This is a genomic window from Halobacillus sp. 12SKB, assembly GCF_052941655.1.
The window spans coordinates 1,121,275-1,144,825 of record NZ_JBRFWR010000001.1 but is presented as its reverse complement, the minus strand read 5'-3'; the positions used below and the strand labels follow the sequence as shown (position 1 = coordinate 1,144,825).

Genomic DNA, 23,551 nt, shown 5'->3' with positions numbered 1-23,551 from the left:
TAAGTTTATTGAGTCTCGACGACCATGGCGATGCCTTGACCGCCGCCGATGCATAGCGATGCGACGCCGTAACGTCCACCTCTTCGTTTAAGTTCCTTGATCATCGTGTACAGGACACGTGTGCCGCTGACGCCGATTGGATGCCCAAGGGCGATGGCTCCACCGTTAACATTCACTTTGTCACGGTCAAGACCTAGTTCTTTTTCAACAGCCAGGTACTGAGATGCGAACGCTTCGTTCACTTCAACGAGGTCCATATCATCAAGCGAGAGCTCTGCCTTTTCCAAGGCCTGACGAATCGCTGGTGCTGGACCGATACCCATGTACTCAGGCTCAACACCAGCAACGGACCAGGATAGGATTTTAGCAATAGGTTGGACATTATGCTCGCTCACATAATTCTCACTTGCTAAAACAACAGCACCCGCGCCGTCATTGATGCCACTTGCATTCCCGCCTGTTACCGTGCCGTCCTTTTTAAAGGCAGGCTTAAGCTTGGATAAGGATTCAAGGTTCGTATCTTCACGGATATGTTCATCTTGATCGACCACTTTCGTCCCTTTACGTGTCTTAATTTCTACAGCGACGATTTCATCAGCAAATTTTCCAGTTGAACGGGCCTCCGCTGCAAGCTTGTGGCTGCGTGTCGCATACTCATCCTGTTGTTCTCTTGAAATTTCGTATTTCTCCGCGAGGTTTTCACCGGTCACACCCATACCTGCTCCGATGTACTCATCCGTCAAAGCGGCCCAGAGCATATCGTCAACTTTCGGTGTACCGAGCTTCGTTCCAAAACGACTGCCGCGCATGGCATGAGGTGCAAGGCTCATGCTTTCCACACCACCAGCTAAAGCCGTCTCGCCTTCGCCAAGCTGAATGGACTGGGCAGCTGATACGATGGATTGCATACCCGATCCACACAAACGGTTGACCGCAAGAGCCGGGCTTGTGTGCGGCACGCCTGTTTTCAAGGAAATATGGCGTGCTAAATAAGGTGCATTTTTAGAAGAATGAATGACGTTCCCCATGATGGTCAGATCTATATGTTCGGCCGAAATGCCGCTTCTCTTGAGTGCTTCTTTACTTGCCGTCACCCCTAAGTCAGTCGGATCGACGTCTTTCAATGCGCCGCCGAACGTTCCGAACGGAGTACGTGCCCCTTCTACGATATAGACTGGCTTCATTTGAAAATCCCCTTTCGTTTATTGAGCCGTATAACCGCCATCGATGACGACCGCCTGGCCTGTGACTCCTTTGGCTTTGTTGCTTGCAAGGAACAGCGTGTAATCGGCAATTTCCTGAACGGTCAACAGACGTTTTTGTGGAACAAGCGGATAAATAACTTCTTCCAGCGCTTTTTCTAAAGAAACGCCACGGTTTTCAGCTAGATCCTCAAGTTGATTGCGCACAAGCGGCGTATCAACGTAACCTGGACAGACTGCATTGACGGTGATGCCGTCTTCTGCACCTTCAAGAGCCGTCACTTTCGTAAGGCCGATGACCCCATGTTTCGCACTGTTATAGGCAGACTTGCCGGCAAAACCAATTAAACCGTTGATAGACGCCATGTTGATGATGCGGCCGAATCCTTGTTTTTTCATAATCGGAAAAGCATGTTTCGTCGCCATGAACGGGGCAACCAACATGATTTTTGTGATCAATTCGAACTTCTCTGTTGGAAACTCTTCTATCGATGCAACGTGCTGCAATCCTGCATTGTTGACAAGCACATCAAGACGGCCGAATTTTTCTACCGTTGCGTCGATCGCACTCTGAATCTGATCCTCTTTCGTCACGTCACAGACAATTCCGATTGCCTGCAGTCCTTCCTGATTCAAACGATCTGCTGCTTCTTTCACTTTTTCTTCGTTTATATCGCTGAGCGCTACTTTCGCACCGTTGCGGGCGAATTCGGTTCCGATTTCGTAGCCGATCCCGCTCGCTGCACCTGTAATGAATACCACTTTATTCTCAACCATGGGTGTTCCTCCTTATTTGCTGGATGGCATTTTTAAAAGTTCATCACTGATGATAAGTTTTGCTTCTGTCTGTTCTTTGATTTCGTCCACTGTCCATCCATCAGCAATTTCCACGAGCTTCAGGCCTTCGTCCGTTACGTCCATGACAGCACGATCAGTAATGATGCGGTCGACGACGCCTTTTCCTGTCAGCGGCAGCTTACATTCTTTCAAAATCTTCGGATCGCCGTGTTTGTTGACGTGATCCATGATGATGACGACCTTTTTCGATCCGTGTACGATATCCATCGCACCACCCATGCCTTTAATCATTTTTCCTGGAATCATCCAGTTGGCAAGGTCACCGTTTTCTGCGACTTCCATGCCGCCTAAAATCGCTAAGTCAAGGTGCTCCCCGCGGATCATGGCAAATGATTCCGCACTGTCGCAGTAAGCGGCACCAACAGACGCCGTTACCGTTTCTTTTCCGGCATTGATCAAATCCGGATCGACTTCATGCTCATAAGGCGATCGGCCGATGCCCAGGAGCCCGTTTTCTGACTGAAGCACGACTTCTTTATCCGGCTGGATGTAGTTCGCGACCATTGTCGGCATGCCGATTCCGAGGTTTACATAGTAACCGCTCTCAATTTCCTGCTCTGCTCGTCTGGCAATCATTTCGCGGATTGCCGCTTTGTCTTTTTGTACTGCCATTGTTCATCTACCTCCTATTTATGCTTCTGCTTTTACCGTATAACGTTCAATGCGCTTCTCCTGCTGGCCTTCGATCAGCCCTTGTACATAAATGCCCGGCGTGTGGATCGCATCTGCTTCCAGCTCACCCGGCTCGACGAGTTCCTCGACTTCTGCAATCGTCACAGCACCAGCCGCCGCCATCATCGGGTTAAAGTTGCGGGCCGTTTTGTTGTACACGAGGTTTCCGTGACGGTCTCCTCTGAATGCACGGACAAGACTGAAGTCTGCCGTCAATCCTTCTTGTAAAAGGTATTCCTTACCATTGAATGTGCGTACCTCTTTGCCTTCCGCAATCGGAGTACCGACTCCTGCTGGTGTGTAAAAGGCTGGGATACCAGCTCCACCTGCACGGATTTTCTCAGCTAACGTTCCTTGAGGCGTAAGTTCGACTTCAAGCTCTCCTGCAAGTACCTGGCGTTCAAATTCCTTGTTTTCCCCCACGTACGAGCCAATCATTTTATCAATCTGTTTATTTTTCAAAAGTAGTCCGAGTCCCCAATCATCGACACCGCAGTTGTTGGAGATGACCGTCAAATGCTTCACGTTCGATTCGACGAGGGCAAGAATCAAGTTCTCCGGAATTCCGACGAGACCGAACCCTCCTACCATAATTGTTGAATGATCTTTTATATCTTTCACAGCTTCATGAAATGATGAATAAATTTGTTTCATGAGTCTTCACACTCCCTTCACTCTTTTACATGCAAGTTCCATGCCAACTTTACGGTCTTGCTGCATCAATGATTTTGAATCTTTTGTGAAATCGCTTTTACGGATTTCCGGAACGTGGCTTGTTTGTTTTATGAAAACCCTTACATTAACGCATAAAAATAACCATTCCGGAATTTCGGAATGGTTTCCTGAATTCTGGAATGGTTAGAGATTGTACTTTTTCAATTTATCATAGAGACTTGTTTTTCCGATGCCAAGCCGCTTTGCAGTCAAACTTTTATCACCATCGGTTTCTCTCAGCACTTTTTGAATGGCTTGTTTTTCTGTTTGCTCGACAATTTGTTTCAAGGTTTCTGACTCCTGTACGGGTGCGGATTCTTTTTGGAGATGTGCAGGAAGATCCTCATATTGAACCGTTTCCCCGTCCGTCATATGCACCGCTGACTCAATGACGTTTTCAAGCTCACGGACATTACCCGGCCAGTGGTATTTGTAAAAGACGTCTTCGACCGCTTTCGAAAACTCTTCCACACGTTTGCCTGTACGGTCGGATATTTTCTGCAGCAAATATTTGGAGAGGATTTTAATGTCCCCACGTCTCGTCCGAAGAGGAGGGATATCAATCTGAACGACATTGATCCGGTAAAAAAGATCCTCACGGAAACGCTGTTCCTGAATCATTTCCTCAAGCGACTGGTTGGTCGCAGCGATAATGCGGACATTCACTTCCTGTGGCTGAACCGCTCCCACCGCTTCGATTTCTCCTTCCTGAAGAGCGCGCAAAATTTTCACCTGCGCTCTTAGCGGCATATCTCCGATTTCATCAAGAAAAAGCGTTCCCCCATGGGCAAGCTGAAATTTCCCGGGTTTGCCGCCTTTTTTCGCACCCGTAAATGCCCCGTCCTGATAGCCGAACAGCTCTGCTTCGATGAGGTCTTCTGGGATAGCCGCACAGTTCACTTTCACAAAAGGCTTTGTGCTCCTCTCGCTGAGGTGATGGATGCTGTGAGCGAACAGCTCTTTCCCTGTTCCGCTCTCTCCTCGCAACAGAACAGATACATTGCTGTGTGCCGTTTTACGGATCTTTTCTTTTAACTGTAAAACGTCAGGAGAGCTTGTAATGATGTCATGCAGGGAGTATTTGGCCCCGTTTTGCTGCTGCATTTGATTACGGTAGGTTTCAAGCTCAAGAAGCAGATCCTTGATATGGGTATTCATAATTTTCCACTCATCCGTGTCACGAAAAAGAACCATACCGAGAGCACCGATCACCTGCCCGTTTTCCCAGAGTGGAATGCGATGAGCAATCATATAATCGCCACGGATCTGCTGAAGGTCCGCCATTTCTTCTTCCCCGGTATCCGCAACGATATGCATGCGCGTATTTTCAATGACGTCCGTTACATGCTTCCCCTTCACCGTCGTTTGATCCACATCAATGAACCGGCAGTAGCTTTCATTCATATAGGAAATGCAGCCCTCGCGATCGACGACGACAATACAATGTTCTACATTCCCAAACAACGTCTCAAGCACTTGATTCCGATAATCTTCAAGCATAGAAAGCATCCCATATCCTCCTCTTTCTTCCTATTTAATATGATAACGTTTACAAACTCATTTATTAAGAGTTTATCAGAATCCCCCCATACATACTAGATACAACCTAAAAAATGCCACACCAGGTCATCCATATTCTGGATGACCTGGTGTGGCAGATATTGTAAGTCTATTATTCTTCTTTCACATCAATGCCTTGATATGTTTCAAGCATATGGATGCGTTCCATCATGGTCGGGTGTCCGTAGCGTAAATATTTGACGAGCGCGGGGGGATGCACGTCACTTAATCCGTTCACGGTGAGCTCTTGAAACGAACCGATTGCTGCATCCGGATCCTGGGTCATTTCTATCGCGTACTGGTCGGCATCCTTTTCGGCATTCCTCGATATGGCAAGCTCAACTGGGCTGGATAAGAACGATAGCATCGTCAGGATGAGAAAGAACATTGGCAAACTGGCGATATCCGATACTTTTGTGAACCCCAGCCGTTCTCCCCATCTGCGTGTCACAAAACGTAAAAAATGATAGGTGAAGAAGAGACCGAAAAACGTCGCGACGATGACTCCAGCTAAATTCCAATACAAGTGGTTCATGACATAGTGGCCGATTTCATGCGCCATAATAAACAGCACTTCATTTTCTTCAAGACGATTGAGCGTCGTATCCCACAGCACGATACGCAGATTCGACCCAATGCCGTTCACATAAGCATTCATGCTGTTCGTCTTCTCAGACATATTCACTTCATACACCCGGTCAGCCGGGACATCTGCTTCATCCGCAAGCGTGAGGATTTTCTCTTCAAGCTGCTTATTTTGAAGCTCAGTAAAGTCGTTGTAAAGTGGATCGATGACGACCGGCTGTAAGTACATCATGAAAAATAGAAAAGGAATCATGAGTACCCAGGCAATCAACCACCAGCGCTTTTCAAATTTTTTCATAAGGAAGTAAAGGACTGTGATGAGAAGGGCCATGATGATGAATCCAATCCAAAAGCCGATCAGCTCATCACGCATCCAGCTGGAGAAGCTTTGTGTAGAAATACCATATTCTACAGATAACCATCGTTTCGCATAATCCAACGGAAATAAAACGATCGTCGTCAAGGTTTGTAGCAGTAAAACGAAAAGCGGAATTTGAATGATACGGAAACGTGAAATCTGCTCACCGAAATTCCTAAAAACTACGGAAGCACCAAAAATCATTACACCCAGATAGAGGATCCATTCGAGCGGCTCCCCGAGGAAAGATAAGAAATTCTGATACCGCGAATACTCCTGACTCAGCTCAAGCTCCTTTTCCGTCATGAAAGTCGCTGGATCCGCGGCCGTTCCCTCATAAGCTGGTGGAACACCGACATCTGTCCACTGGAAGAAATAAAGGCCTAACAAAAGACCATAAAAGGCATACAACACGAGTGTCCAAGTGATGAACTTTTTCTTCACTTCCCCACCTCCGAAAAATAGGACTCGTACCATTGTACGAGCCTATGTAAGTGACTAGAACTCTCTTACCCTTTCACAACGAGATGCGATGTTTCACATGGAACATTCGGCAAAGCTTTTCCGAGAAAAGGCGGTCGTACTTCTATATTGTCCATATCTTCTATAGGGATCCATTGATAGATCAGCCGCTCCCCTTCAAGGCCATGAAAAGGTCCTTCTCTGAATTTTGGACTTTCTGTTTTTAATAGGTAGTAGAAAGCCACTTCCTGCATATCGTCCCCGCGGTGTTCAAAAAACGTTTCCGCCATCCATACCGTACGCTCCACCTCAACGGCAAAGCCAAGCTCTTCTTTCATCTCCCGCACAATCGTATCTTGAGAAGCTTCACCAAGCTCAACGCCTCCCCCTGGCAGCGCCCAATAAGAATCATTCACCTGTTTATGTAAAAGCACATGATCGTTCTCAATCATAATGCCAGCCGCCCGGTAGTTGAACCGCTGCCCTTCCACCTTAAACCGTACATCCCTCGCCATCCAATCCCTCCTAAAAATCTCATATCCTATAAACTACTACACCCCAAAACCAAACTCCTGCATCAATCGAATGACATATCCAAATATTCCAATTATTGTTGTACCAGGTCATACAGATATTGGTAATTAAAACCATAAAAAAACCGGACCCTTCTGGTGGTCCGGTTCTTGTCTTCATTCTTTTACCATATCTGCTCAACGTATTCTGGGTGGTCAATGAAAGGATTACGGTTTCCTTGGTAATCATTAAAAATAACTTCATTTCGATTTCGTTCAAAGTCGTCGACAGGATCCTGTGCATGCCATTCCTTCAATACGGAAAGCTTCCCTAAGTATGGTCCGCTTGTCCCTACATAATCAGCAATTTCCAAATCCAATTCCCCCTGATCCCCTTCATAACGGACGGCCATATAAAAAATCATTCGTGCGACGTCCCCTTTTACCGCGTCACGAGGCTCCCAGGAGTCACTATCATAATAGGTGCCCGGTGCTTCGTAAAAAGCAGACCCTCCATTATCAAAGTCCAAATTACTACGACCTGAATTGACTGTTACATCTGTCGGACGGAGGTGGTGGATATCTGTCCCCGCTCCCATCGATGTTCCGAAATCTCCATGTGACTTCGCCCACACATGCCCACGGTTCCAGTCATCCACATAACCTCCGTTGTCATACTTGCTGTAGGACTTTCCGGAGTATAAAAGCAATACATTGTTCGGGTTTGATGGATCTTCATCTGTGTGACGCAGCGCATCCCACACGTTGGAATAAGAAAGTTCGGTATGATCATCAATGATCTCATGCAGCGATTGCTTTAGTGCATACCCAGTCAAACCTTCGGCCCCTTGATAGTAGCTGCCTGTGTATGTACCTCCACCGTCACCTCCACCAGGATCACCAGAAACTTTGGATATCGAAGTTACGTATTCAATGCCCTGATGAGAGAAATAATCATCTCTCGTACCATCCACCCTGATCTTCGTCCCCATCAACGCCGGGTTGTTTTGCAGGCCGTATTCGCTGCGATATTCTGAATCCAACTTCACAAAAATCATGTTGTCCACCTGAGTTTCCGAAGCATCATCCGCCACCGCTAAAGCATAATTACTCGTGAAATTGCTTTGCTCGACTGAATCAATGTTTACAGGAACACCCACAATATACCCTTCGACCGTTACATCTGTTCCATTCGGGGTGTACAAAGCATCGCCTACGGTTATCGCTCCAGCAGCCTGAACACCATGGCCAGATAACATAAAAACAAGACTAACAACGAAAACGAACATTCTTTTCAAATGAAGCACTCCCTTTATACAAATTAGACCTTCGCCTACCTCTTCCATCCCGGGGCGTCATTTCCTTCAACTAACCACAAAATTAATACAAACCTCACAGCCCGTTAACACAGCATTCATTAACTTTCCAAAATATGTATGACCTGGTCATACAAATTTAGAGAAATAAATTGTTATGTGAAATATTGAGCAAAAGGGTTGTTTTTCGAAATGGGCCGTTTTATAATGGAGTCATATTCGACATGTGAAACATTTCACATGAATATTCAAGGAGGATCTACCATGAAAATTGCTGTTATTGGAAGCACTCACGCAGGTACGGCTGCGGTTACAAATATGGCGAAACTTTACCCTGAAGCAGACATTACCGTTTATGAACGAAATGACAACGTATCTTTCCTATCCTGTGGTTTAGCGTTATACGTCGGAGGAGTCGTCGATGATCCTCAAGGATTGTTTTATTCTTCCCCTGAAGAGCTGCAAAACCTTGGTGTGACGATGAAGATTCAGCATGACGTGGAACACATCGATACAGTTAGAAGAACCATTGAATCCAGAAACCTTGTTACAGGCGAAACCGTCTACGATACGTACGATAAGCTCGTGATGACAACAGGATCCTGGCCGGTCACTCCTCCAATCGAAGGCATCGATCTGGATAACATTTTGCTCGCGAAAAACTACCACCAGGCAAACACGATCATTGAGCGTGCGAAAAATGCCAAAAAGGTGACGGTCGTCGGAGCCGGATATATCGGGGTGGAACTAGTTGAAGCCTTTGAAAAAGCAGGAAAAGACGTGACGCTTATCGATGGTGCGGATCGAATCTTGAACAAATACCTGGATGAAGAATTTACGACCATGGTCGAAGATGATTTCAAAGAACGCGGCATCCATTTAGCCATGAACGAAACGGTCCAACGTTTTGAAGGAACAAACGGATCCGTTTCCAACGTCACGACAAACGCCGGAACGTACGAAACAGACCTTGTCATCCTGTGCGTCGGATTCCGTCCAAACACGGACCTGTTAAAAGGAAAGGTCGACATGCTTGATAACGGAGCTATCAAAGTCAACGAATACATGCAAACGAGTGACCCTGAGATTTTCGCTGCCGGTGACTGCTGTGCTGTTCCTTACAATCCGACCGGTGGGCACATGTATATTCCACTTGCGACGAATGCTGTCCGTATGGGAACCCTGGCTGCCCGCAATTTGTGGACCCGACGATGAAACACGTGGGAACCCAAGGTACATCCGGACTTCACATTTTCGATCTCAACATGGCTTCTACTGGCCTTACGGAAACATCAGCTAAACTTTTAGACATTCATGTGAAGAGTATCACAATCCAAGATACTCATCGCCCAGCGTTTATGCCGACAGCAGAAAACGTAATGCTGAAAGTGACCATCCACCCGGATACCCGACGCATCCTTGGTGCACAAGTCATTTCCAAAGCGGACGTGACACAATCCATCAATACAATGAGCGTATGCATCCAAACAGGTATGACGATCGACGAACTAGCGTACACGGACTTCTTTTTCCAGCCACACTTTAATCAGCCTTGGAACTTCCTGAACAAAGCTGGTCTTGAAGCACAGTCCAAGGAACCAACCCGACTGCCTGAACTTGTATAATAAATGACCCCCATGGATGCATCCATGGGGGTTTGGCTATTTTCGCTTATCCAATTCTTTTCTATATCGTTTCATTCTTCTCAAATCTTTGCCAAGCTCATCCAGCGGAATGCCATCAACAAAAGAATCCTTGTACAACATCTCAGCAAATTTTTCTTCATTGACCGACGGACCTCGTCTGACCTGATTTGATCGGATGTCCGCTATGCAAGCCACCTCCTGGAGTTGTTGCCTAACTATACCCTATTCATAAAAAGATAATCCTAATACTGATATCGGGAAATGACCGCATCGATGACCTGGTCAATGTCTCTCTCGCTCACGTCATAATTCGTGACGAACCGGACTGTAGTCGGACCGAAGGGCACCGCCAGAATACCATCTTCCTTCAGGTTATGTAGAAAAGATTCGGCTGTTTCCCTCAACCCGTCGACATGGACGAGCACGATATTCGTTTCCACTTTTCCAATCTTCAGGCCTTCCACATGCTGAAGTCCATTTGCCAGCTGCTTTGCATGCGCGTGATCGTCCTCTAATCGGTCGACCATTTCGGTCAAGGCCACATACGCAGGTGCAGCGATCATCCCGACCTGGCGCAATCCGCCCCCTAGACGCTTTCTCCATTTCCGCGCCTTTCGAATAAAGTCATAGGAACCAGCAATGATGGAGCCGACCGGTGCACCTAACCCTTTCGACAAACACACCTGCACGGTATCGGTTTGGTCCGCATACCTTCGCAACGAGATACCCGAGGCTACTGAAGCGTTGAACAATCGTGCTCCATCGAGGTGAACGGGAATCCCTGCTTCTCTAGCCACTTCATAAATCGCCTGCATATTTTCAAGCGGTACGACAACACCACCAGCTTTGTTATGCGTGTTCTCAAGGCAGATCAAGCTCGTTTCCGGAAAATGAATATCATCCGGCCGAATCGCTGCTTTCACATGCTCAGGGTTCATCACTCCTCGCGTCCCCTGGATCGTCCGTGGCTGTACGCCAGCTAGTGCCGACATCGACGCACCTTCATATAAAAAAAGGTGAGCGTTCGCCTCCAAAAGCACTTCATCCCCAGAATTGCAGTGAGTCAATACAGCAATCTGATTCCCCTGTGTTCCACTGGTCACAAACAAAGCTGCTTCTTTACCGAGCATTTCCGCCGCCTTATCTTCAAGTTTTTTCACCGTCGGATCTTCTTCGTACACATCATCCCCGACTTCTGCGTCAAATGCTGCCTGACGCATCGCCATCGTCGGTTTGGTTACAGTATCACTTCGCAAATCAATCATAGTACGCGCCTCCTCTTTTTTTCTATTGTACGTAACTTCCTCAGCATATGGAAAGCATTAGCGGTGTCGTTGAATACTTAAATTTCGTAGTCATTCTTAAATAATTGTGTCGAATACTAATATAATGCTGTCAAATTCCTAAATAACATTTCCTCTTGTCTTAAAACGCTTGCAAGTGAGATACTCTTTTCCATGGTCATATGTTAAAGAAAGAAAGGATCTTAGCAATGGAACAATTAACCAACGTATTCATAGAGATTAATAGCTTTTTATGGGGACCTGTCATGCTGATTTTCCTACTTGGAACAGGTGTATGGCTCACGTTCCAGCTGCGATTCATCCAGGTCCGCTATCTGGGACAAGGATTTAAGCAGACCTTCGCTCCCCTCTTCAAAAAAGAAAAAACGGAAGGCATCCACTCCTTCAAGGCACTTGCGACTTCAATTTCAGCCCAAGTCGGAACAGGGAACCTCGCTGGTGTCGCAACAGCCATCGCGGCCGGCGGTCCCGGGGCAATTTTCTGGATGTGGATCAGCTCCTTCTTCGGCATGGCAACGATTTTCGCAGAAGCCGTTCTCGCTCAGCTTTATAAAGTGAAAAAAGGGGACCAGGTCCACGGTGGTCCTGCGTATTACATCCGTGACGGACTTGGCAGCAAGTGGCTCGCGGGATTCTTCGCCATTGCCATTATCATAGCCCTTGGGTTTGTCGGAAATATGGTACAATCCAACGCCATTACGACCGCGATGAACGAAGCGATGGGCTCAAGTTCCACATCATTTAACTTTGGACTTGGAGTCGCTGTCGCCTTTTTCATCGGACTTATCCTATTCGGAGGGATTACACGAATTTCGTCCTTTGCAGGGAATGTCGTCCCGATCATGGCCTTGCTCTATATCATTGGAAGTCTCGTCATTATGGTAAACTTCTGGGACCAAGTTCTTCCGACACTGCAGCTCATCGTCCAAGCAGCGATCAGCCCTGAAGCAGCCGGCGGTGGTGTTCTCGGTGCCACGATCAAAGAAGCGATTCGATACGGAATTGCGCGCGGGCTCTTTTCAAATGAAGCCGGCATGGGTTCGACCCCACATGCGCACGCAATCGCAAACGTCAAACGACCATCCCATCAAGGGCTCGTCGCCATGGTCGGTGTTTTCATAGATACGGTCATCATTTGTACCCTGACAGCGATGGTCATTTTAATTACAGATGCCCATCAAACAGATTTGCAAGGAAGTGCCATCACACAGGAAGGGTTTGCACGCGGACTCGGAGAATTCGGCATTCCATTCATTGCGATCTGTCTTTTATTCTTTGCCTTCACAACGATTCTCGGGTGGGCTTTTTTCGGGGAAGTGAACGTGAAGTTTTTGTTCGGTGAAAAAGGAGTCCCCTTTTACCGCGGCATTGTGTTGATATTCATTGTGGCAGGTTCGCTTGTCCAAGTGGATTTTGTCTGGCAAATGGCTGACACGTTCAACGCGCTTATGGTGCTGCCGAACTTACTTGCCATCCTCGCCTTAACGAAAATTATCAAGAAAACATGGAAACAGGATCAACTCGATTAAAAAGACCGGCGCAAGCCGGTCTTTTTTTGTAAACATCTAGTAAATAAGAAGGAGAGAAGCTTCTGGAAAGCGTATATATAGGAGGAGGTTATGAAAGGAGCGATTCCTATGCTTTTCTTTTCCATTATGCTTACCATCCATATCATCGCTGGATTCAGCGCTCTCACCATCTTTTGGATTCCTCTTGTAACGAAGAAAGGAGGAAAGATCCACAGAAAAGTCGGCTGGGTTTACGTGACGGCCATGTACACCGTAGCGACTACAGCTTTATACATGGGAATTTTTCGAATCTTTTTCGATTATACCGTACCAGAAGCACGAGCTTTTTCCTTTTTTCTGCTTTTCATTGCTACATTAAGTGCAGCAACGGCATGGATGGGCATTCGTGTGCTGCGCTTTAAGCGACGTACAGATAGACACCGAAATGTGTACGATTTAGGAATTTCCGGTCTGCTTATCCTAATGTCAGCCATCACGATGGTATTCGGATGGATGTTCGACTTTCCATTGCTTCAATACTTCCCCATCTTAGGAATCATTTTAGGCGGCGGGCAATTGTATTATTGGCTGACCCCACCAAAAAATAAAATGCACTGGTATTTTGAGCATTTCGGAAACTTAATCGGCTGTTCGATTGCGACCCTTACGGCCTTCACCGTTTTTGGTGCTCCACGTTTGTTGAATATTTCTAGTATAAGCATTTGGCTATGGTTTCTGCCTACCGCCGTTTTGACTCCATTGATTTACGTGTTCAATTGGTACTACCGCAAGAAATTTAAGATCCAGAAAGTAAGAAAACAGAGCGCTTAAAAGAATTCTCGATTATCGTTACCATTAGACAATTTTTGATGGAATTAAACAAAGAAAAACAATAAGAAATCGCAGGGGAAACCTGTTTACATTTATACACATGTGGAAAATACAGACTAACGAAAATAGTTACCCACAATTGTCCACAGACTTATGCACAAACCTTGTCAATTTTCTGATATTCACAGCTTTCCCATGAATATAAACAGGTTATCCACGGAAATTATCCACATATACACAATTGGTGAATCTATATGGTGGCGAACATATTTTCTACTACCATATATGACACTTATCCAGAATACTATTCACAGCCTGTGGATAACCCTATGATATATTTTGTAGATTTATAGCGAATTTTGACCGTGAAAAAGAGTATCCCATGGAGGATACTCTTTTTGTGTAAATTACTCTTGGGATCCAAGCGTCAGAGTGGTAGTGTCCTGCTCACCGTCACGATAATAGGTAATTTCCATCTCATCACCTGGATTTTTCTCATTGTATAAATACTTACGCAAATCAATGATGTCCCGAACGGGTTCTCCATCAAGGGCTGTGATGACATCCAATGGCTCAAGACCTGCTTTAGCAGCTGGAGACATCTGACGGATGCTTCGGATATATAACCCGCCGTCTACATCTTGAGGGAGGTTCAATGTATTGTTCCACTCAGACGTCGGTACCTCATTCAGTCCGTAGGCTTCAATACCAATGTACGGACGATTTACCTGCCCGTATTGTTCCAATTCATCAATGATTGGCTTGGCAGAATCAATGGGTATAGCAAAACCGATGCCTTCAACGGAAGACTGAGCAATTTTCATGGAGTTAATGCCAATTAACTGCCCATCTATGTTAATAAGTGCACCACCGCTGTTTCCAGGGTTAATGGCTGCATCCGTTTGAATGACTTCTGCCTGCCAGTCTTCCATTCCATCTCCATTGAAGTCCTGAGGAATCGCCCGTTCCTTACCACTGATGATTCCTTGAGTGACCGACCCTGCGAAACTGAGACCAAGCGGGTTGCCGATAGCGATGGCCGGTTCACCGACTTTCAAGTTTTCTGAAGTACCGAGCTCAGCGACTTGGTCGACTTGATCAGCGGGCATTTTCAATACGGCCAGATCAGTAAATAAATCTCCCCCGATCAGCTGGGCTTTGACCCTTGTTTCATCGGCAAGGACGACTTCAATTTCACTGGCCCCTTCAATGACGTGGTTATTCGTCACGACATAAGCTGTGCCGTCTTCCTTTTTATAAATAACCCCGGATCCTACTCCTGCCTGTTGGGCAGAGTCACCTTCCTGCTGCCAAAAATCTTGACGTGTCTGCAAGTTGACGACTCCTACAACGGAGGGAGTCACTTTTTCAACGACATCGGTGATTTGGGTATTTACATCAAGCTGGACATTTTTTGTCGTGCCACCCGTCAATCCCTGATCATCTTCAACGAGTCCACTTTCATCCTCGGGGATCGTCATATCATAAGGAAGCAACTCTGTCTGAACCAAAGCAGGCAATGCCAATAAGACAAGAACGGCTCCCAGAATACCTCCGACTATTGTCGGCATCACCCACCGTCTGCGCTGTTGTTTCTGCTGACGGGTAGGGGAATGATCATCATAATAACCCACGCCTCTTTCACCTTACCTTTCTCACGCTCTCAGATTTCTAAGGTACTGTTTCTTTATTCTTTACTATTTAAAACCTTTTAAACCTCAAAGATTGGTGTAGCTTCCTGTGGGTCTGTATCATGCAGTTCAATGTGGCTGCCCACTTCAATTCCACGCTCTTCCAAAACATTTTTGACAGACATATGAGCAAGGTCTTTCATATTATTATCCAGACTCAAATGCGCAAGATAGATTCTTTTCGTCTGGTCCGTAATAATATCAGTCAGGGCCAGGGCACAGTCTTCATTCGAAACGTGACCGGAATCCCCCAAAATACGTCGTTTGACATTCCATGGGTAGCGCCCCATTCGCAGCATGCTCACATCATGATTCGATTCGAAAATGTAGGCGTCAGCACCTTCCACCGTCTTTTTAATCCGTTCTGATACATAACCGAGATCGGTGACGAGGGCAACCTTCTTCCCGTCCTTATGAAACGTATAAAACATAGGATCTGCCGCGTCATGAGAGACGGCAAAGGATTCTACGTCCAATCCCCCGAAAGTCTTGGTTTCCTCCATGGAAAAATGGAATTTCTGATCGATGGAAAGCTTACCTATTTGTCCTTCCATCGCATTCCAGGTTTTTTCGTTCGCATAGATAGGGAGGTTGTAGCGTCTTGCCATAATACCCAGACCTTTGATGTGATCACTATGCTCATGAGTAACAAGGATTCGGGACAAGGATTGCGGATCGATGTTCACTTGATCAAGCAACCCTTCCATTTTCTTACCACTCAAGCCAGCATCCACTAATATTCTCTCATCTCCCGATTCAATATAGAATGCGTTCCCCGTACTGCCTGAAGCAAGTACACTAAATCTCATGCTCATTCCATACACTCCATTTAATTGGTTTCTCTATTTTCATTGGCTGCTGTTTGCTCTTCTTCTACACTTTTCAAGCCGTATTCACTCTTAACATCTGAGATAAATGTTTCTTCATTGATGTATTCAATGATGGTCCCGTCCAAAGTGTAAAGAAAATGATTGCGGTCTCCGTTCACCGTCACTTTCCATGTAGATGCGAAAACTTGTGTCTCATTTTCTTCCCCGGCAGGCAGACTGTAACTCGTATGATAGCCAATATCCATCGAGGTGATTTCATCTCCAGGCTCAATAAGACCGTTATTCAAGAGGATGCGAATCGCACTTAAAGGTTCTATGTTGACTTCCGTATCACCGGAAGGCCCTGAGTACTCCCCTTCTTCGAAAGAAAGCAAAGTTGCGACATACCCAGTTATTTCATCATCCACAATATTCAGTAACAAGTATCCGTTATTGTTAAAATAAACCGTTTTATTGTCTTTGGCCTGGAAAAAGAGAGCCGCACCCGACTCTTCGTTCCATCCCCAATAAGAATAACGGGACGCAAAAGGTACGATATCCGTCACCACGCTCTGAATCGTAGCTTCCGTCACTTCAATCGGCTCATCAAAAGTGACTTGTAATACCTGATTGTCTTCTTTGAGCTCAATTTCTTGATCACTCTCATCCATACCTTTAATCTGACTCATCACATCATCAGGAAGCGTATGCGCACTCTCTGATTCAATCGGGGTAGCTTCTGGCAATTCCTCCGGGATCGCATCATCCGCAATAGATATGTCGTTCGCTTCCAGTTCGGTTTCAATGCTTTCAGCAACAGTGGAGATCTGCCCCACTTCATCCTCCGCTTGCTTGCTTAATAATTGCTGCAGCAGGAAAAGGTCGAGAATTAAGAAACTGACGATAAATAATGTTTTAATTTGACCCCACTGCATGTTTTACCTCCTCGTTACGAAAGCTCTGCATTTTGAGACCTTTCTTCTGGATATACTTTCGTCCAACCGCTGTTTGTCAGCATGTACCATTCAGGGATCAAGTTGTACACCAGGTCGCTCCTTTGTTCTTCAAGTGTGTACATAATCTCCAAATCCCTGATTCTGGACGTTTCCAATTCCCCATCTTGTTGAAGATCCAAAAGAACTTCTACGCCGGACAAGAGGTTCGTTTTACTTTCATTGATGCTGCTGTACTGAACAAGCGGGCGGTCATATTCCTGAATCTGCCCTTGCTGATAACTTAACTGGATGCTTGCCAGCTTGTAAGTCTCTACGTTCTCAAGAACAGGCCGGTCATTAAAGTAGAGTCGGTAGCGAACTTCATCCCGACCACTCAGGATCGAGTTCAGACGATAGTCATTCGTCCAACCCAAATGACTATTGATATCCTCCATACTCTGGATAAACAATTCATATTCCGTCAAGTTTTTCTGGTTTGCTGAGTTAGGAATCGTTAAATCATATTCCATCCTCTTATCATATTGCGTCAACCTTCTCTGGAATGTTTTGGTTATATTCTCCCCGCTATTTGTCCGGGACTTGAACACCCGTGTGTTAGAAGGAAAAATATCATTTTGTATCGGTTTTACGTTTACAGCCCCTGTCTGCAGAACATATTCCGATATGCTCACAGGGTTTTTAGGGACGTAAATGTGAGAAGCATTCGTTCCATCCTCGGCTTCAATCTGCAGTACATCGGCCACACGTGACATTTCCACCAATTCATCTTTATTGTCGACTTCCTGTATGGCACGTTCACCAGAAGCTGCACTGATATCTGCCTGAAGGGTAACTTCACTTCCCTCATCATTACTATTTACAAACCATAACTCGTAAGAAGCACCCGAAGCAGCACTTCCCTCCTGGGAATGACGCAGTAAGAATATTCGATTGAAGTTAGCCTGCAGGTTCTCGATTGGAACACCTTCGTTCACTTGAAAGATGTCACTGATCACCTGGACCGGCAGATGCGCAGGAAAAATAATTTCCACAATCTCGCTGTGGTTATCGACATTGATCGTTCTTGGACTCGGATCAAGATTGGATAAGTTCCACTGCTGCATCTGCTTTTGGTAAAAAGCTGTCCGATCGATATTATCTTTGAAAGTAAAATAAGAATTTTGCTCATGAAACACAATTTCATCCGGAGGAACCAGATTTGGTATGGAACGCTCTGATCCTATTTCTTCTAACTTTGTATCTTCAATGAACACGTCCTCTTCCAAGGTTTCATTCACGGGCTGATACGTCCAAAGAGCTACCGTCAACACTAAGCTGAAGGCGATGAGAATCACCAAAATGACGGACTTCATGGTTTCTTTTTTCATGACTGTCCCCTCCGCTTCTGACTCATGAGCGGTAAAGTAAAGTGGACAGTCGTGCCCTTACCTTCACGGCTTTCCGCCCAGATTTTCCCATGATGAGCTTCAATCATTTCCCGGGCAATAGCGAGGCCCAGTCCGGTTCCTCCCATTTCTCTTGCACGGGATTTATCGACACGATAAAAGCGATCAAAGATTTTATCAACGGTGTCCGGAGGCATGCCGATCCCTTCATCGGTAATGCTCACCCGCAGCTGTTTCTTAGTAGAATGGGCATTAAACCGTATACTTCCACCTTCTGGAGAGTATTTGATGGCATTTGAGATGATGTTATCCAGCACTTGAGTAATCTTATCTTTGTCCATCCATACATACATCTTCTTATTCGACAAGTTGCGAACGAACTCTACCTTTTCATTCTTGTTCATTTCAAAACGATCAATGATATGGTCAAAGAAGCTGACGAACTCCACACGCTCTTTCATCAGGCTGGTTTCTTTGTGATCCATTTTGGTCAACTGTAAAAGATCGTTCACTAAACGGATCATACGATCTGTCTCATTTTGAGTCACATCAAGGAATCTTGGTGCGATATCAGGATCCTGCCATGCTCCATCGTTCAATGCTTCTATATAACTCCGCATCGTCGTCAACGGTGTGCGTAGTTCGTGCGATACATTTGAAACAAACTCTCTTCTTTCTTTTTCTACACGCTGTTGTTCGGTCACATCACTAATAACCGTAATAAAACCATTCATGTCATGGTTTTCATCTTCAACCACAGAAAAGTTGGCTTTAAGAAGCAGGTGGTTATCGTCACTACTTAAATCAATGATCATAGATCCGGCTTCTTCCACCTCAGAAATATTTTCAACCTGATCATTCAAGTCAAGAACATCCACAAGGGATTGTCCTTGCACTTCCTCAAATGTCTGTCCAATTAATTTCGAGGCCGGGGCATTCATCAGTGTGATGGCACCGAGTCGATCTGTCGCAATAACTCCATCTGACATATTGGAAAGCACCGAACTCAGCTTCCGGCGCTCACCCTCGGTTGTTGCAGTAGCGAGCTTCAGTTTATCGTTCAAATCATTAAAGGTATGGCCTAACTGTCCAATTTCGTCATTACCTTTTACATCGACCTTCTGGGAGAAGTCCCCTGTCGCCATGACTTGTGCCTGTCGTTTCATTTCTGTCAGAGGCTTCGTTATGGTCCTCGCCACCAAAATCCCGAGCAAAGCCGTAACTGTAATAGCTAAGACCGTCCCTTTGGCGAAAATACTGATGATTTCTCCGAGTTGTTCATAAATGTCATTCATATAAACTTCATAATAAAGAGCCCCGACAATCTCATCCCCGGACTCATCTGTGATCGGGTTCGTTCCACGGAACAGACGGTTGTTGGTTCCTTCTTCCCGGCGGGGTTCAGGTTCTGTAGCCTCTCCAAACAAGAACACCTTCGTAATCGTGGTGTCCGTCACTTTTTTACCTATGGGAGACTGGTCGCTTGTCGTCGTAGCTGCAAGCACTTTTTGGTTGTTGTCGACCACCATGAGTTTCCCAATGTCTGTATTATCATCGCTAAAATCATTAATAAGACTTTGTAGATCTGCATTCAAAGGGAGTGAATCTTCTCCCCGCTCAGTGTTGAACGCATTTTGCAAACTGTAGGTTAATGAATTCAGCTGCCCTTCAACGGAATTCGTGAAGTTCGTTTCCAACTGCTCTTCCAACCGGTCGACAAAATAGACACCAATGACCTGAATGCCCAATAACAATAACAAAATGTATACAAGAATCAGCTTCAGCCTAACAGACTGAAAGAAGCCCACTTCTTTCATAAAGGCTTAATCCTGCTCTGGGTTTCTCAAATAATACCCAACCCCGCGACGGGTAACAATCCACATTGGGTTACTAGGGTTCTCTTCAATTTTTTCACGCAAGCGCCTTACCGTTACGTCGACGGTACGGACATCACCATAATAGTCATAGCCCCAAACAGTCTCAAGCAAATGTTCACGCGTCATGACTTGTCCGATATGACGAGCAAGATAATGAAGAAGTTCAAACTCACGGTGAGTTAATTCAATATGATTCCCGTCACGCGTGACCGTATAAGCATCCGGGTGGATAGCCAGACGACCGATTTCAATATCCTTCGTCTGCTGTGCACTGTCTTCAGGCTCCTGCTGTTGTCTACGCAGGTTCGCCTTTACCCGGGCAATCAATTCACGATTGCTGAAGGGCTTGGTCACATAGTCATCTGCACCCATTTCCAGTCCGAGTACTTTATCGATTTCTGCATCTTTGGCCGTTAACATAATGATCGGCATATTATGACGCTTCCTCACTTCACGGCAGACTTCATTACCATCTTTGTTTGGCAGCATAATATCAAGGAGAATTAATTCCGGCTCTTCTTCATCTGCTTTCGCAATCGCCTCATCTCCGTCATATGCACATACGACTTCATAACCTTCTTTTTCTAAGTTGAATTTCAATATATCCGCAATGGGTTTTTCGTCATCGACCACTAAAATTTTCTGTGCCATATTACGTCACATCCTTTTCCTCGTCATCTTTTCTTTCTCTTATTTTAACTTATTTAATGGTAAATGTCTTATTTCACCATAAAGCTCTCTTGAAATCAGCCGTTTCACCTATATTTTTATCATGCCTATTTCTTAATCCTCTTACTATATCTTACTCCAACTCACCGTCAGCAGTTTTGATACTTTGCTTAGGGGGAATAAGATAACCATTCGCATTCCATATTTATGTGATAAAGAAAAAACCGCTATGATTGACTCATAGCGGTTTGGATCATGGGGAGACGTGGGAAAGAGGATTTTCTAGTGACCCTTCTTTATGGACTTCAAAATGAAGGTGTACCCCTGTGGAACGTCCTGTCGTTCCCATGACTCCAAGCTTTTCCCCTTTTTTGACGGTCTGTCCCTTTGTGACATCGATCGAGGAGAGATGAGCGTAAATCGTCTCGTAACCATTCCCATGATCAATAACAACTTTATTTCCGAAGCTATTCCGATATCCAGCCTCTACCACTTTACCATTGTCAGCGGCCTTAATCGTTTTATCAGATACACCGGCAATATCAATGCCTTTATGATAACGTCCCCAGCGTTTTCCCTGCTTACTTGTAATTTCACCACCGACGGCCGGCCACGTGAAATCACCGGTACCTTTAGAAGGGACTTTCTTTGTTCCCTGAAGGACAATCTTCTTGACCGGTTCTTTGACGACTTCTTTTTCAACTGTCTCTTCTTTTGTTTCTTCACCATTTCGGTACGTTCGTTCAATCAAAAGCTCTCTTTTTCCGTCTTCCCCATCCTGCTTCACTTTGGATTCACCTTTAAAAAGTTCATCCGTCTTTTTTATTTGGACTTTATGGGGAATCTCTTCTTCCTTACGTTCTTTCTCCGTAAGTACAACATCTACAAGCGGCTTCTGAGATTTAGCCATCATCCCTATGAATGATGTAGTTTCAGTTTGATCGATTGGATAAGAACGACCTTCTTCCACCCTGGACACTGCCTCTTCGACCGTATGAACCTGCGAAAGCGTGACCTGATCCTCTTCCATTTTGACGGGAGCGGATAAGCCGACATCCATCACCTTCGTTTCGCCGACGTCCGGCAGCCCAGGCGTTCCTTTTTCTATAACCTCAAGTTCATCTTCTTCGACATATTCCTGTTTCACGGATTCAATGACTTGTTCGGCCTTCTCTTCACTTGGAAGATGGGCGACAGACTCCCCATTGATGTAAAGGCGGACAACGTCGGCAGCAAAAGTTAAATCATTTTGAAGCGAATCCATGACGTCTGAGGATTCGTCTTTCACAGATAATACTTTCTGCTCCTTGAACGAGACCTCTTCCATATAAGAGAGATCCATTCCTTCGTGATCTTTCTCCGCCTCTTCCATACGCTTGCGTAGTTCCGCTTTGACCTCAGCTTGATTTCCTACCATACCTACATGTTGTTCATCTATATAAACGTGATAAACCGTCGGCAGTGAACTTTCGGCGTAGGCCGTCCCTACACCGACACTTACGACGCAAATCGCTGTGACAGCTAGTTTCTTCCACATGATATTGATCCTCCTGATGCACCTGTCTAAACTATTCCTAGATTAATTTATCACACGGAAGTTTTATAAGAAATAGATATTTAAATATGTAAAAAAGATATAACATTCTTACCAAAATTACGAAACGATAGCCATATTTTCATATTAAACTGTTCATTAAAATATACCAAAACTACCATTTTATTTATTCCATATAAGTTCTCTGTTCTGGAGAACTGAGTTTCGAGACTTTTGTTGAGTGGGTGAGGCCTGCGGGGAATAGCTCGCTTTCCACGGGAGCGCGGTCAGCCATTCCCCTCCGCCCCTTTGCCATATAAGTATCTCGAAACCACTTCCGGAATAAGTTTAATGCACATGTTATGAGTTAACTCCTAAGGACGCTATTGTGGATATGGGAAGCTTTGAGACTCCTGTGGGAGAAGGAGATAGGCCATATCCCCCAGGAAAGCGAGTAGCTTCCCAGCCATCCCAGAGCTCATCACCGGGTAACGAACCCCGAAACATATCGAAGTCGAGTATTCTACCATCCTGCCATATAGTTAAATAAAGGATTATAAGCATTTAGATAATTTTTCATACAAAAAAGCTTACGGAAATTTTCCGTAAGCTTTTTAAGGAGTGGCTCGGGACGGAATCGAACCGCCGACACACGGATTTTCAGTCCGTTGCTCTACCGACTGAGCTACCGAGCCATATTAAGTATTATTTTAAAATCTTGCTTTCGCTTCACATCTTGTTTCGAGGGTTATTCGAAGATGTTTGTGCTCGTCACGTTGCAAGTGCATTCGGTGAAGCATACGCTCCTCGCAAAGCCTACATAGGAGAAAATTCGCTGGAGTTTACGGCTTCTCTACCGACTGAGCTACCGAGCCATGGGTATTTTATTCATGATCATTCGACGTTATAACCTAATGAGCCTATCACATTACGTGTGTATTCGACTACCTCAAATGATATAATGAAAGTGGCGGTCCGGACGGGACTCGAACCCGCGACCTCCTGCGTGACAGGCAGGCATTCTAACCAACTGAACTACCGGACCAGACGGCTTGTTCACCGCAACGATAACTATCGTACCATACAGAACAAACGTAAGCAA

19 protein-coding genes, 2 tRNA genes and 1 pseudogene are annotated in these 23,551 nt (G+C 45.5%); 3 read left to right on the top strand and 19 right to left on the bottom strand.

The window, feature by feature from the left end; genetic code table 11:
• Nucleotides 1-5: 5 nt before the first annotated feature.
• The 8 genes from ACQ4XT_RS05750 to ACQ4XT_RS05715 all read right to left on the bottom strand — a co-directional run bounded on the left by ACQ4XT_RS05750 (nucleotide 6) and on the right by ACQ4XT_RS05715 (nucleotide 8,182).
• On the bottom strand, nucleotides 6-1,184 hold the full coding sequence (locus ACQ4XT_RS05750) for a thiolase family protein (RefSeq protein ID WP_446852823.1): 1,179 nt from the start codon (nucleotides 1,182-1,184) through the stop codon (nucleotides 6-8).
• A gap of 18 nt (nucleotides 1,185-1,202) precedes the next feature.
• Nucleotides 1,203-1,979, bottom strand: coding sequence for a 3-hydroxybutyrate dehydrogenase (locus ACQ4XT_RS05745; RefSeq protein WP_446852822.1), 777 nt, complete (start codon nucleotides 1,977-1,979; stop codon nucleotides 1,203-1,205).
• A gap of 12 nt (nucleotides 1,980-1,991) precedes the next feature.
• A complete protein-coding gene (locus ACQ4XT_RS05740; protein WP_446852821.1) occupies nucleotides 1,992-2,672 on the bottom strand; it encodes a 3-oxoacid CoA-transferase subunit B in 681 nt (226 codons plus the stop codon).
• Nucleotides 2,673-2,690: 18 nt separating this feature from the next.
• Nucleotides 2,691-3,386 (bottom strand): CoA transferase subunit A, encoded by a 696-nt coding sequence (locus ACQ4XT_RS05735; RefSeq protein WP_115823022.1) that lies wholly within the window; start codon nucleotides 3,384-3,386, stop codon nucleotides 2,691-2,693.
• 204 nt (nucleotides 3,387-3,590) lie between these two features.
• On the bottom strand, nucleotides 3,591-4,955 hold the full coding sequence (locus ACQ4XT_RS05730; RefSeq protein ID WP_446852820.1) for a sigma-54 interaction domain-containing protein: 1,365 nt from the start codon (nucleotides 4,953-4,955) through the stop codon (nucleotides 3,591-3,593).
• Nucleotides 4,956-5,118: 163 nt separating this feature from the next.
• The gene (locus ACQ4XT_RS05725) at nucleotides 5,119-6,393 is read right to left on the bottom strand and encodes a M48 family metallopeptidase (protein WP_446852819.1); all 1,275 of its coding nucleotides are present in this window, start codon (nucleotides 6,391-6,393) and stop codon (nucleotides 5,119-5,121) included.
• A gap of 65 nt (nucleotides 6,394-6,458) precedes the next feature.
• On the bottom strand, nucleotides 6,459-6,926 hold the full coding sequence (locus ACQ4XT_RS05720; protein ID WP_446852818.1) for an NUDIX hydrolase: 468 nt from the start codon (nucleotides 6,924-6,926) through the stop codon (nucleotides 6,459-6,461).
• A gap of 182 nt (nucleotides 6,927-7,108) precedes the next feature.
• Nucleotides 7,109-8,182, bottom strand: coding sequence for an endonuclease (locus tag ACQ4XT_RS05715; RefSeq protein WP_446852817.1), 1,074 nt, complete (start codon nucleotides 8,180-8,182; stop codon nucleotides 7,109-7,111).
• Nucleotides 8,183-8,503: 321 nt separating this feature from the next.
• Between ACQ4XT_RS05715 and ACQ4XT_RS05710 the strand changes: the two are divergent.
• Nucleotides 8,504-9,864 (top strand): annotated as a pseudogene (locus ACQ4XT_RS05710) (FAD-dependent oxidoreductase).
• A 36-nt stretch (nucleotides 9,865-9,900) separates the two neighbouring features.
• On the opposite strand, the gene ACQ4XT_RS05705 reads toward ACQ4XT_RS05710, so the two are convergent.
• Both ACQ4XT_RS05705 and ltaE read right to left on the bottom strand, forming a co-directional pair.
• Nucleotides 9,901-10,080 carry a hypothetical protein gene (locus ACQ4XT_RS05705; RefSeq protein ID WP_446852816.1) on the bottom strand — a complete coding sequence of 60 codons (180 nt, stop codon included), beginning with the start codon at nucleotides 10,078-10,080 and terminating at the stop codon, nucleotides 9,901-9,903.
• Between the two features lie 47 nt (nucleotides 10,081-10,127).
• Entirely contained in the window at nucleotides 10,128-11,150 is a 1,023-nt protein-coding gene (ltaE, locus tag ACQ4XT_RS05700; RefSeq protein WP_446852815.1) for a low-specificity L-threonine aldolase, read from the bottom strand.
• 227 nt (nucleotides 11,151-11,377) lie between these two features.
• Between ltaE and ACQ4XT_RS05695 the strand changes: the two genes are divergently transcribed.
• Together ACQ4XT_RS05695 and ACQ4XT_RS05690 are read left to right on the top strand one after the other, a co-directional pair.
• Entirely contained in the window at nucleotides 11,378-12,718 is a 1,341-nt protein-coding gene (locus ACQ4XT_RS05695; RefSeq protein ID WP_446852814.1) for an alanine/glycine:cation symporter family protein, read from the top strand.
• A 90-nt stretch (nucleotides 12,719-12,808) separates the two neighbouring features.
• A complete protein-coding gene (locus tag ACQ4XT_RS05690; RefSeq protein ID WP_446852813.1) occupies nucleotides 12,809-13,528 on the top strand; it encodes a DUF2306 domain-containing protein in 720 nt (239 codons plus the stop codon).
• 407 nt (nucleotides 13,529-13,935) lie between these two features.
• Here ACQ4XT_RS05690 and ACQ4XT_RS05685 read toward each other — a convergent pair whose 3' ends face one another.
• The 9 genes from ACQ4XT_RS05685 to ACQ4XT_RS05645 form a co-directional block, all read right to left on the bottom strand.
• Nucleotides 13,936-15,162, bottom strand: a complete 1,227-nt coding sequence (locus ACQ4XT_RS05685) for a S1C family serine protease (protein WP_446852812.1) — start codon at nucleotides 15,160-15,162, stop codon at nucleotides 13,936-13,938.
• A 77-nt stretch (nucleotides 15,163-15,239) separates the two neighbouring features.
• Complete coding sequence (locus tag ACQ4XT_RS05680) at nucleotides 15,240-16,034, bottom strand: MBL fold metallo-hydrolase (protein ID WP_446852811.1); 795 nt, start codon at nucleotides 16,032-16,034, stop codon at nucleotides 15,240-15,242.
• Between the two features lie 14 nt (nucleotides 16,035-16,048).
• Nucleotides 16,049-16,963, bottom strand: a complete 915-nt coding sequence (yycI, locus tag ACQ4XT_RS05675) for a two-component system regulatory protein YycI (protein ID WP_446852810.1) — start codon at nucleotides 16,961-16,963, stop codon at nucleotides 16,049-16,051.
• A gap of 14 nt (nucleotides 16,964-16,977) precedes the next feature.
• Nucleotides 16,978-18,351 carry a YycH family regulatory protein gene (locus ACQ4XT_RS05670; protein WP_446852809.1) on the bottom strand — a complete coding sequence of 458 codons (1,374 nt, stop codon included), beginning with the start codon at nucleotides 18,349-18,351 and terminating at the stop codon, nucleotides 16,978-16,980.
• Nucleotides 18,348-20,186, bottom strand: a complete 1,839-nt coding sequence (gene walK, locus ACQ4XT_RS05665; RefSeq protein ID WP_446852808.1) for a cell wall metabolism sensor histidine kinase WalK — start codon at nucleotides 20,184-20,186, stop codon at nucleotides 18,348-18,350. The genes ACQ4XT_RS05670 and walK overlap by 4 nt, the downstream gene beginning before the upstream one ends.
• A 6-nt stretch (nucleotides 20,187-20,192) precedes the next feature.
• Nucleotides 20,193-20,897, bottom strand: a complete 705-nt coding sequence (gene yycF, locus ACQ4XT_RS05660) for a response regulator YycF (RefSeq protein WP_226593406.1) — start codon at nucleotides 20,895-20,897, stop codon at nucleotides 20,193-20,195.
• Nucleotides 20,898-21,168: 271 nt separating this feature from the next.
• Nucleotides 21,169-22,452: a M23 family metallopeptidase gene (locus ACQ4XT_RS05655; RefSeq protein ID WP_446852807.1), complete on the bottom strand. Its 1,284-nt coding sequence runs from the start codon at nucleotides 22,450-22,452 to the stop codon at nucleotides 21,169-21,171.
• Between the two features lie 619 nt (nucleotides 22,453-23,071).
• Nucleotides 23,072-23,144 (bottom strand) — tRNA-Phe (locus ACQ4XT_RS05650).
• A gap of 273 nt (nucleotides 23,145-23,417) precedes the next feature.
• A tRNA-Asp gene (locus ACQ4XT_RS05645) sits at nucleotides 23,418-23,494 on the bottom strand.
• Between the last annotated feature and the right edge of the window lie 57 nt (nucleotides 23,495-23,551).

Bases quoted from the DNA above. Each gene is read 5' to 3' on its own strand.
- ACQ4XT_RS05690 (WP_446852813.1), top strand. From the start codon at position 12,809: ATGAAAGGAGCGATTCCTATGCTTTTCTTTTCCATTATGCTTACCATC.
- yycI (WP_446852810.1), bottom strand. From the start codon at position 16,963: ATGCAGTGGGGTCAAATTAAAACATTATTTATCGTCAGTTTCTTAATT.
- ACQ4XT_RS05670 (WP_446852809.1), bottom strand. From the start codon at position 18,351: ATGAAAAAAGAAACCATGAAGTCCGTCATTTTGGTGATTCTCATCGCC.
- ACQ4XT_RS05680 (WP_446852811.1), bottom strand. From the start codon at position 16,034: ATGAGCATGAGATTTAGTGTACTTGCTTCAGGCAGTACGGGGAACGCA.
- yycF (WP_226593406.1), bottom strand. From the start codon at position 20,897: ATGGCACAGAAAATTTTAGTGGTCGATGACGAAAAACCCATTGCGGAT.
- ltaE (WP_446852815.1), bottom strand. From the start codon at position 11,150: ATGATTGATTTGCGAAGTGATACTGTAACCAAACCGACGATGGCGATG.
- ACQ4XT_RS05745 (WP_446852822.1), bottom strand. From the start codon at position 1,979: ATGGTTGAGAATAAAGTGGTATTCATTACAGGTGCAGCGAGCGGGATC.
- ACQ4XT_RS05750 (WP_446852823.1), bottom strand. From the start codon at position 1,184: ATGAAGCCAGTCTATATCGTAGAAGGGGCACGTACTCCGTTCGGAACG.
- ACQ4XT_RS05655 (WP_446852807.1), bottom strand. From the start codon at position 22,452: ATGTGGAAGAAACTAGCTGTCACAGCGATTTGCGTCGTAAGTGTCGGT.
- ACQ4XT_RS05715 (WP_446852817.1), bottom strand. From the start codon at position 8,182: ATGTTATCTGGCCATGGTGTTCAGGCTGCTGGAGCGATAACCGTAGGC.
- ACQ4XT_RS05730 (WP_446852820.1), bottom strand. From the start codon at position 4,955: ATGCTTTCTATGCTTGAAGATTATCGGAATCAAGTGCTTGAGACGTTG.
- walK (WP_446852808.1), bottom strand. From the start codon at position 20,186: ATGAAAGAAGTGGGCTTCTTTCAGTCTGTTAGGCTGAAGCTGATTCTT.
- ACQ4XT_RS05735 (WP_115823022.1), bottom strand. From the start codon at position 3,386: ATGAAACAAATTTATTCATCATTTCATGAAGCTGTGAAAGATATAAAA.
- ACQ4XT_RS05740 (WP_446852821.1), bottom strand. From the start codon at position 2,672: ATGGCAGTACAAAAAGACAAAGCGGCAATCCGCGAAATGATTGCCAGA.
- ACQ4XT_RS05695 (WP_446852814.1), top strand. From the start codon at position 11,378: ATGGAACAATTAACCAACGTATTCATAGAGATTAATAGCTTTTTATGG.
- ACQ4XT_RS05720 (WP_446852818.1), bottom strand. From the start codon at position 6,926: ATGGCGAGGGATGTACGGTTTAAGGTGGAAGGGCAGCGGTTCAACTAC.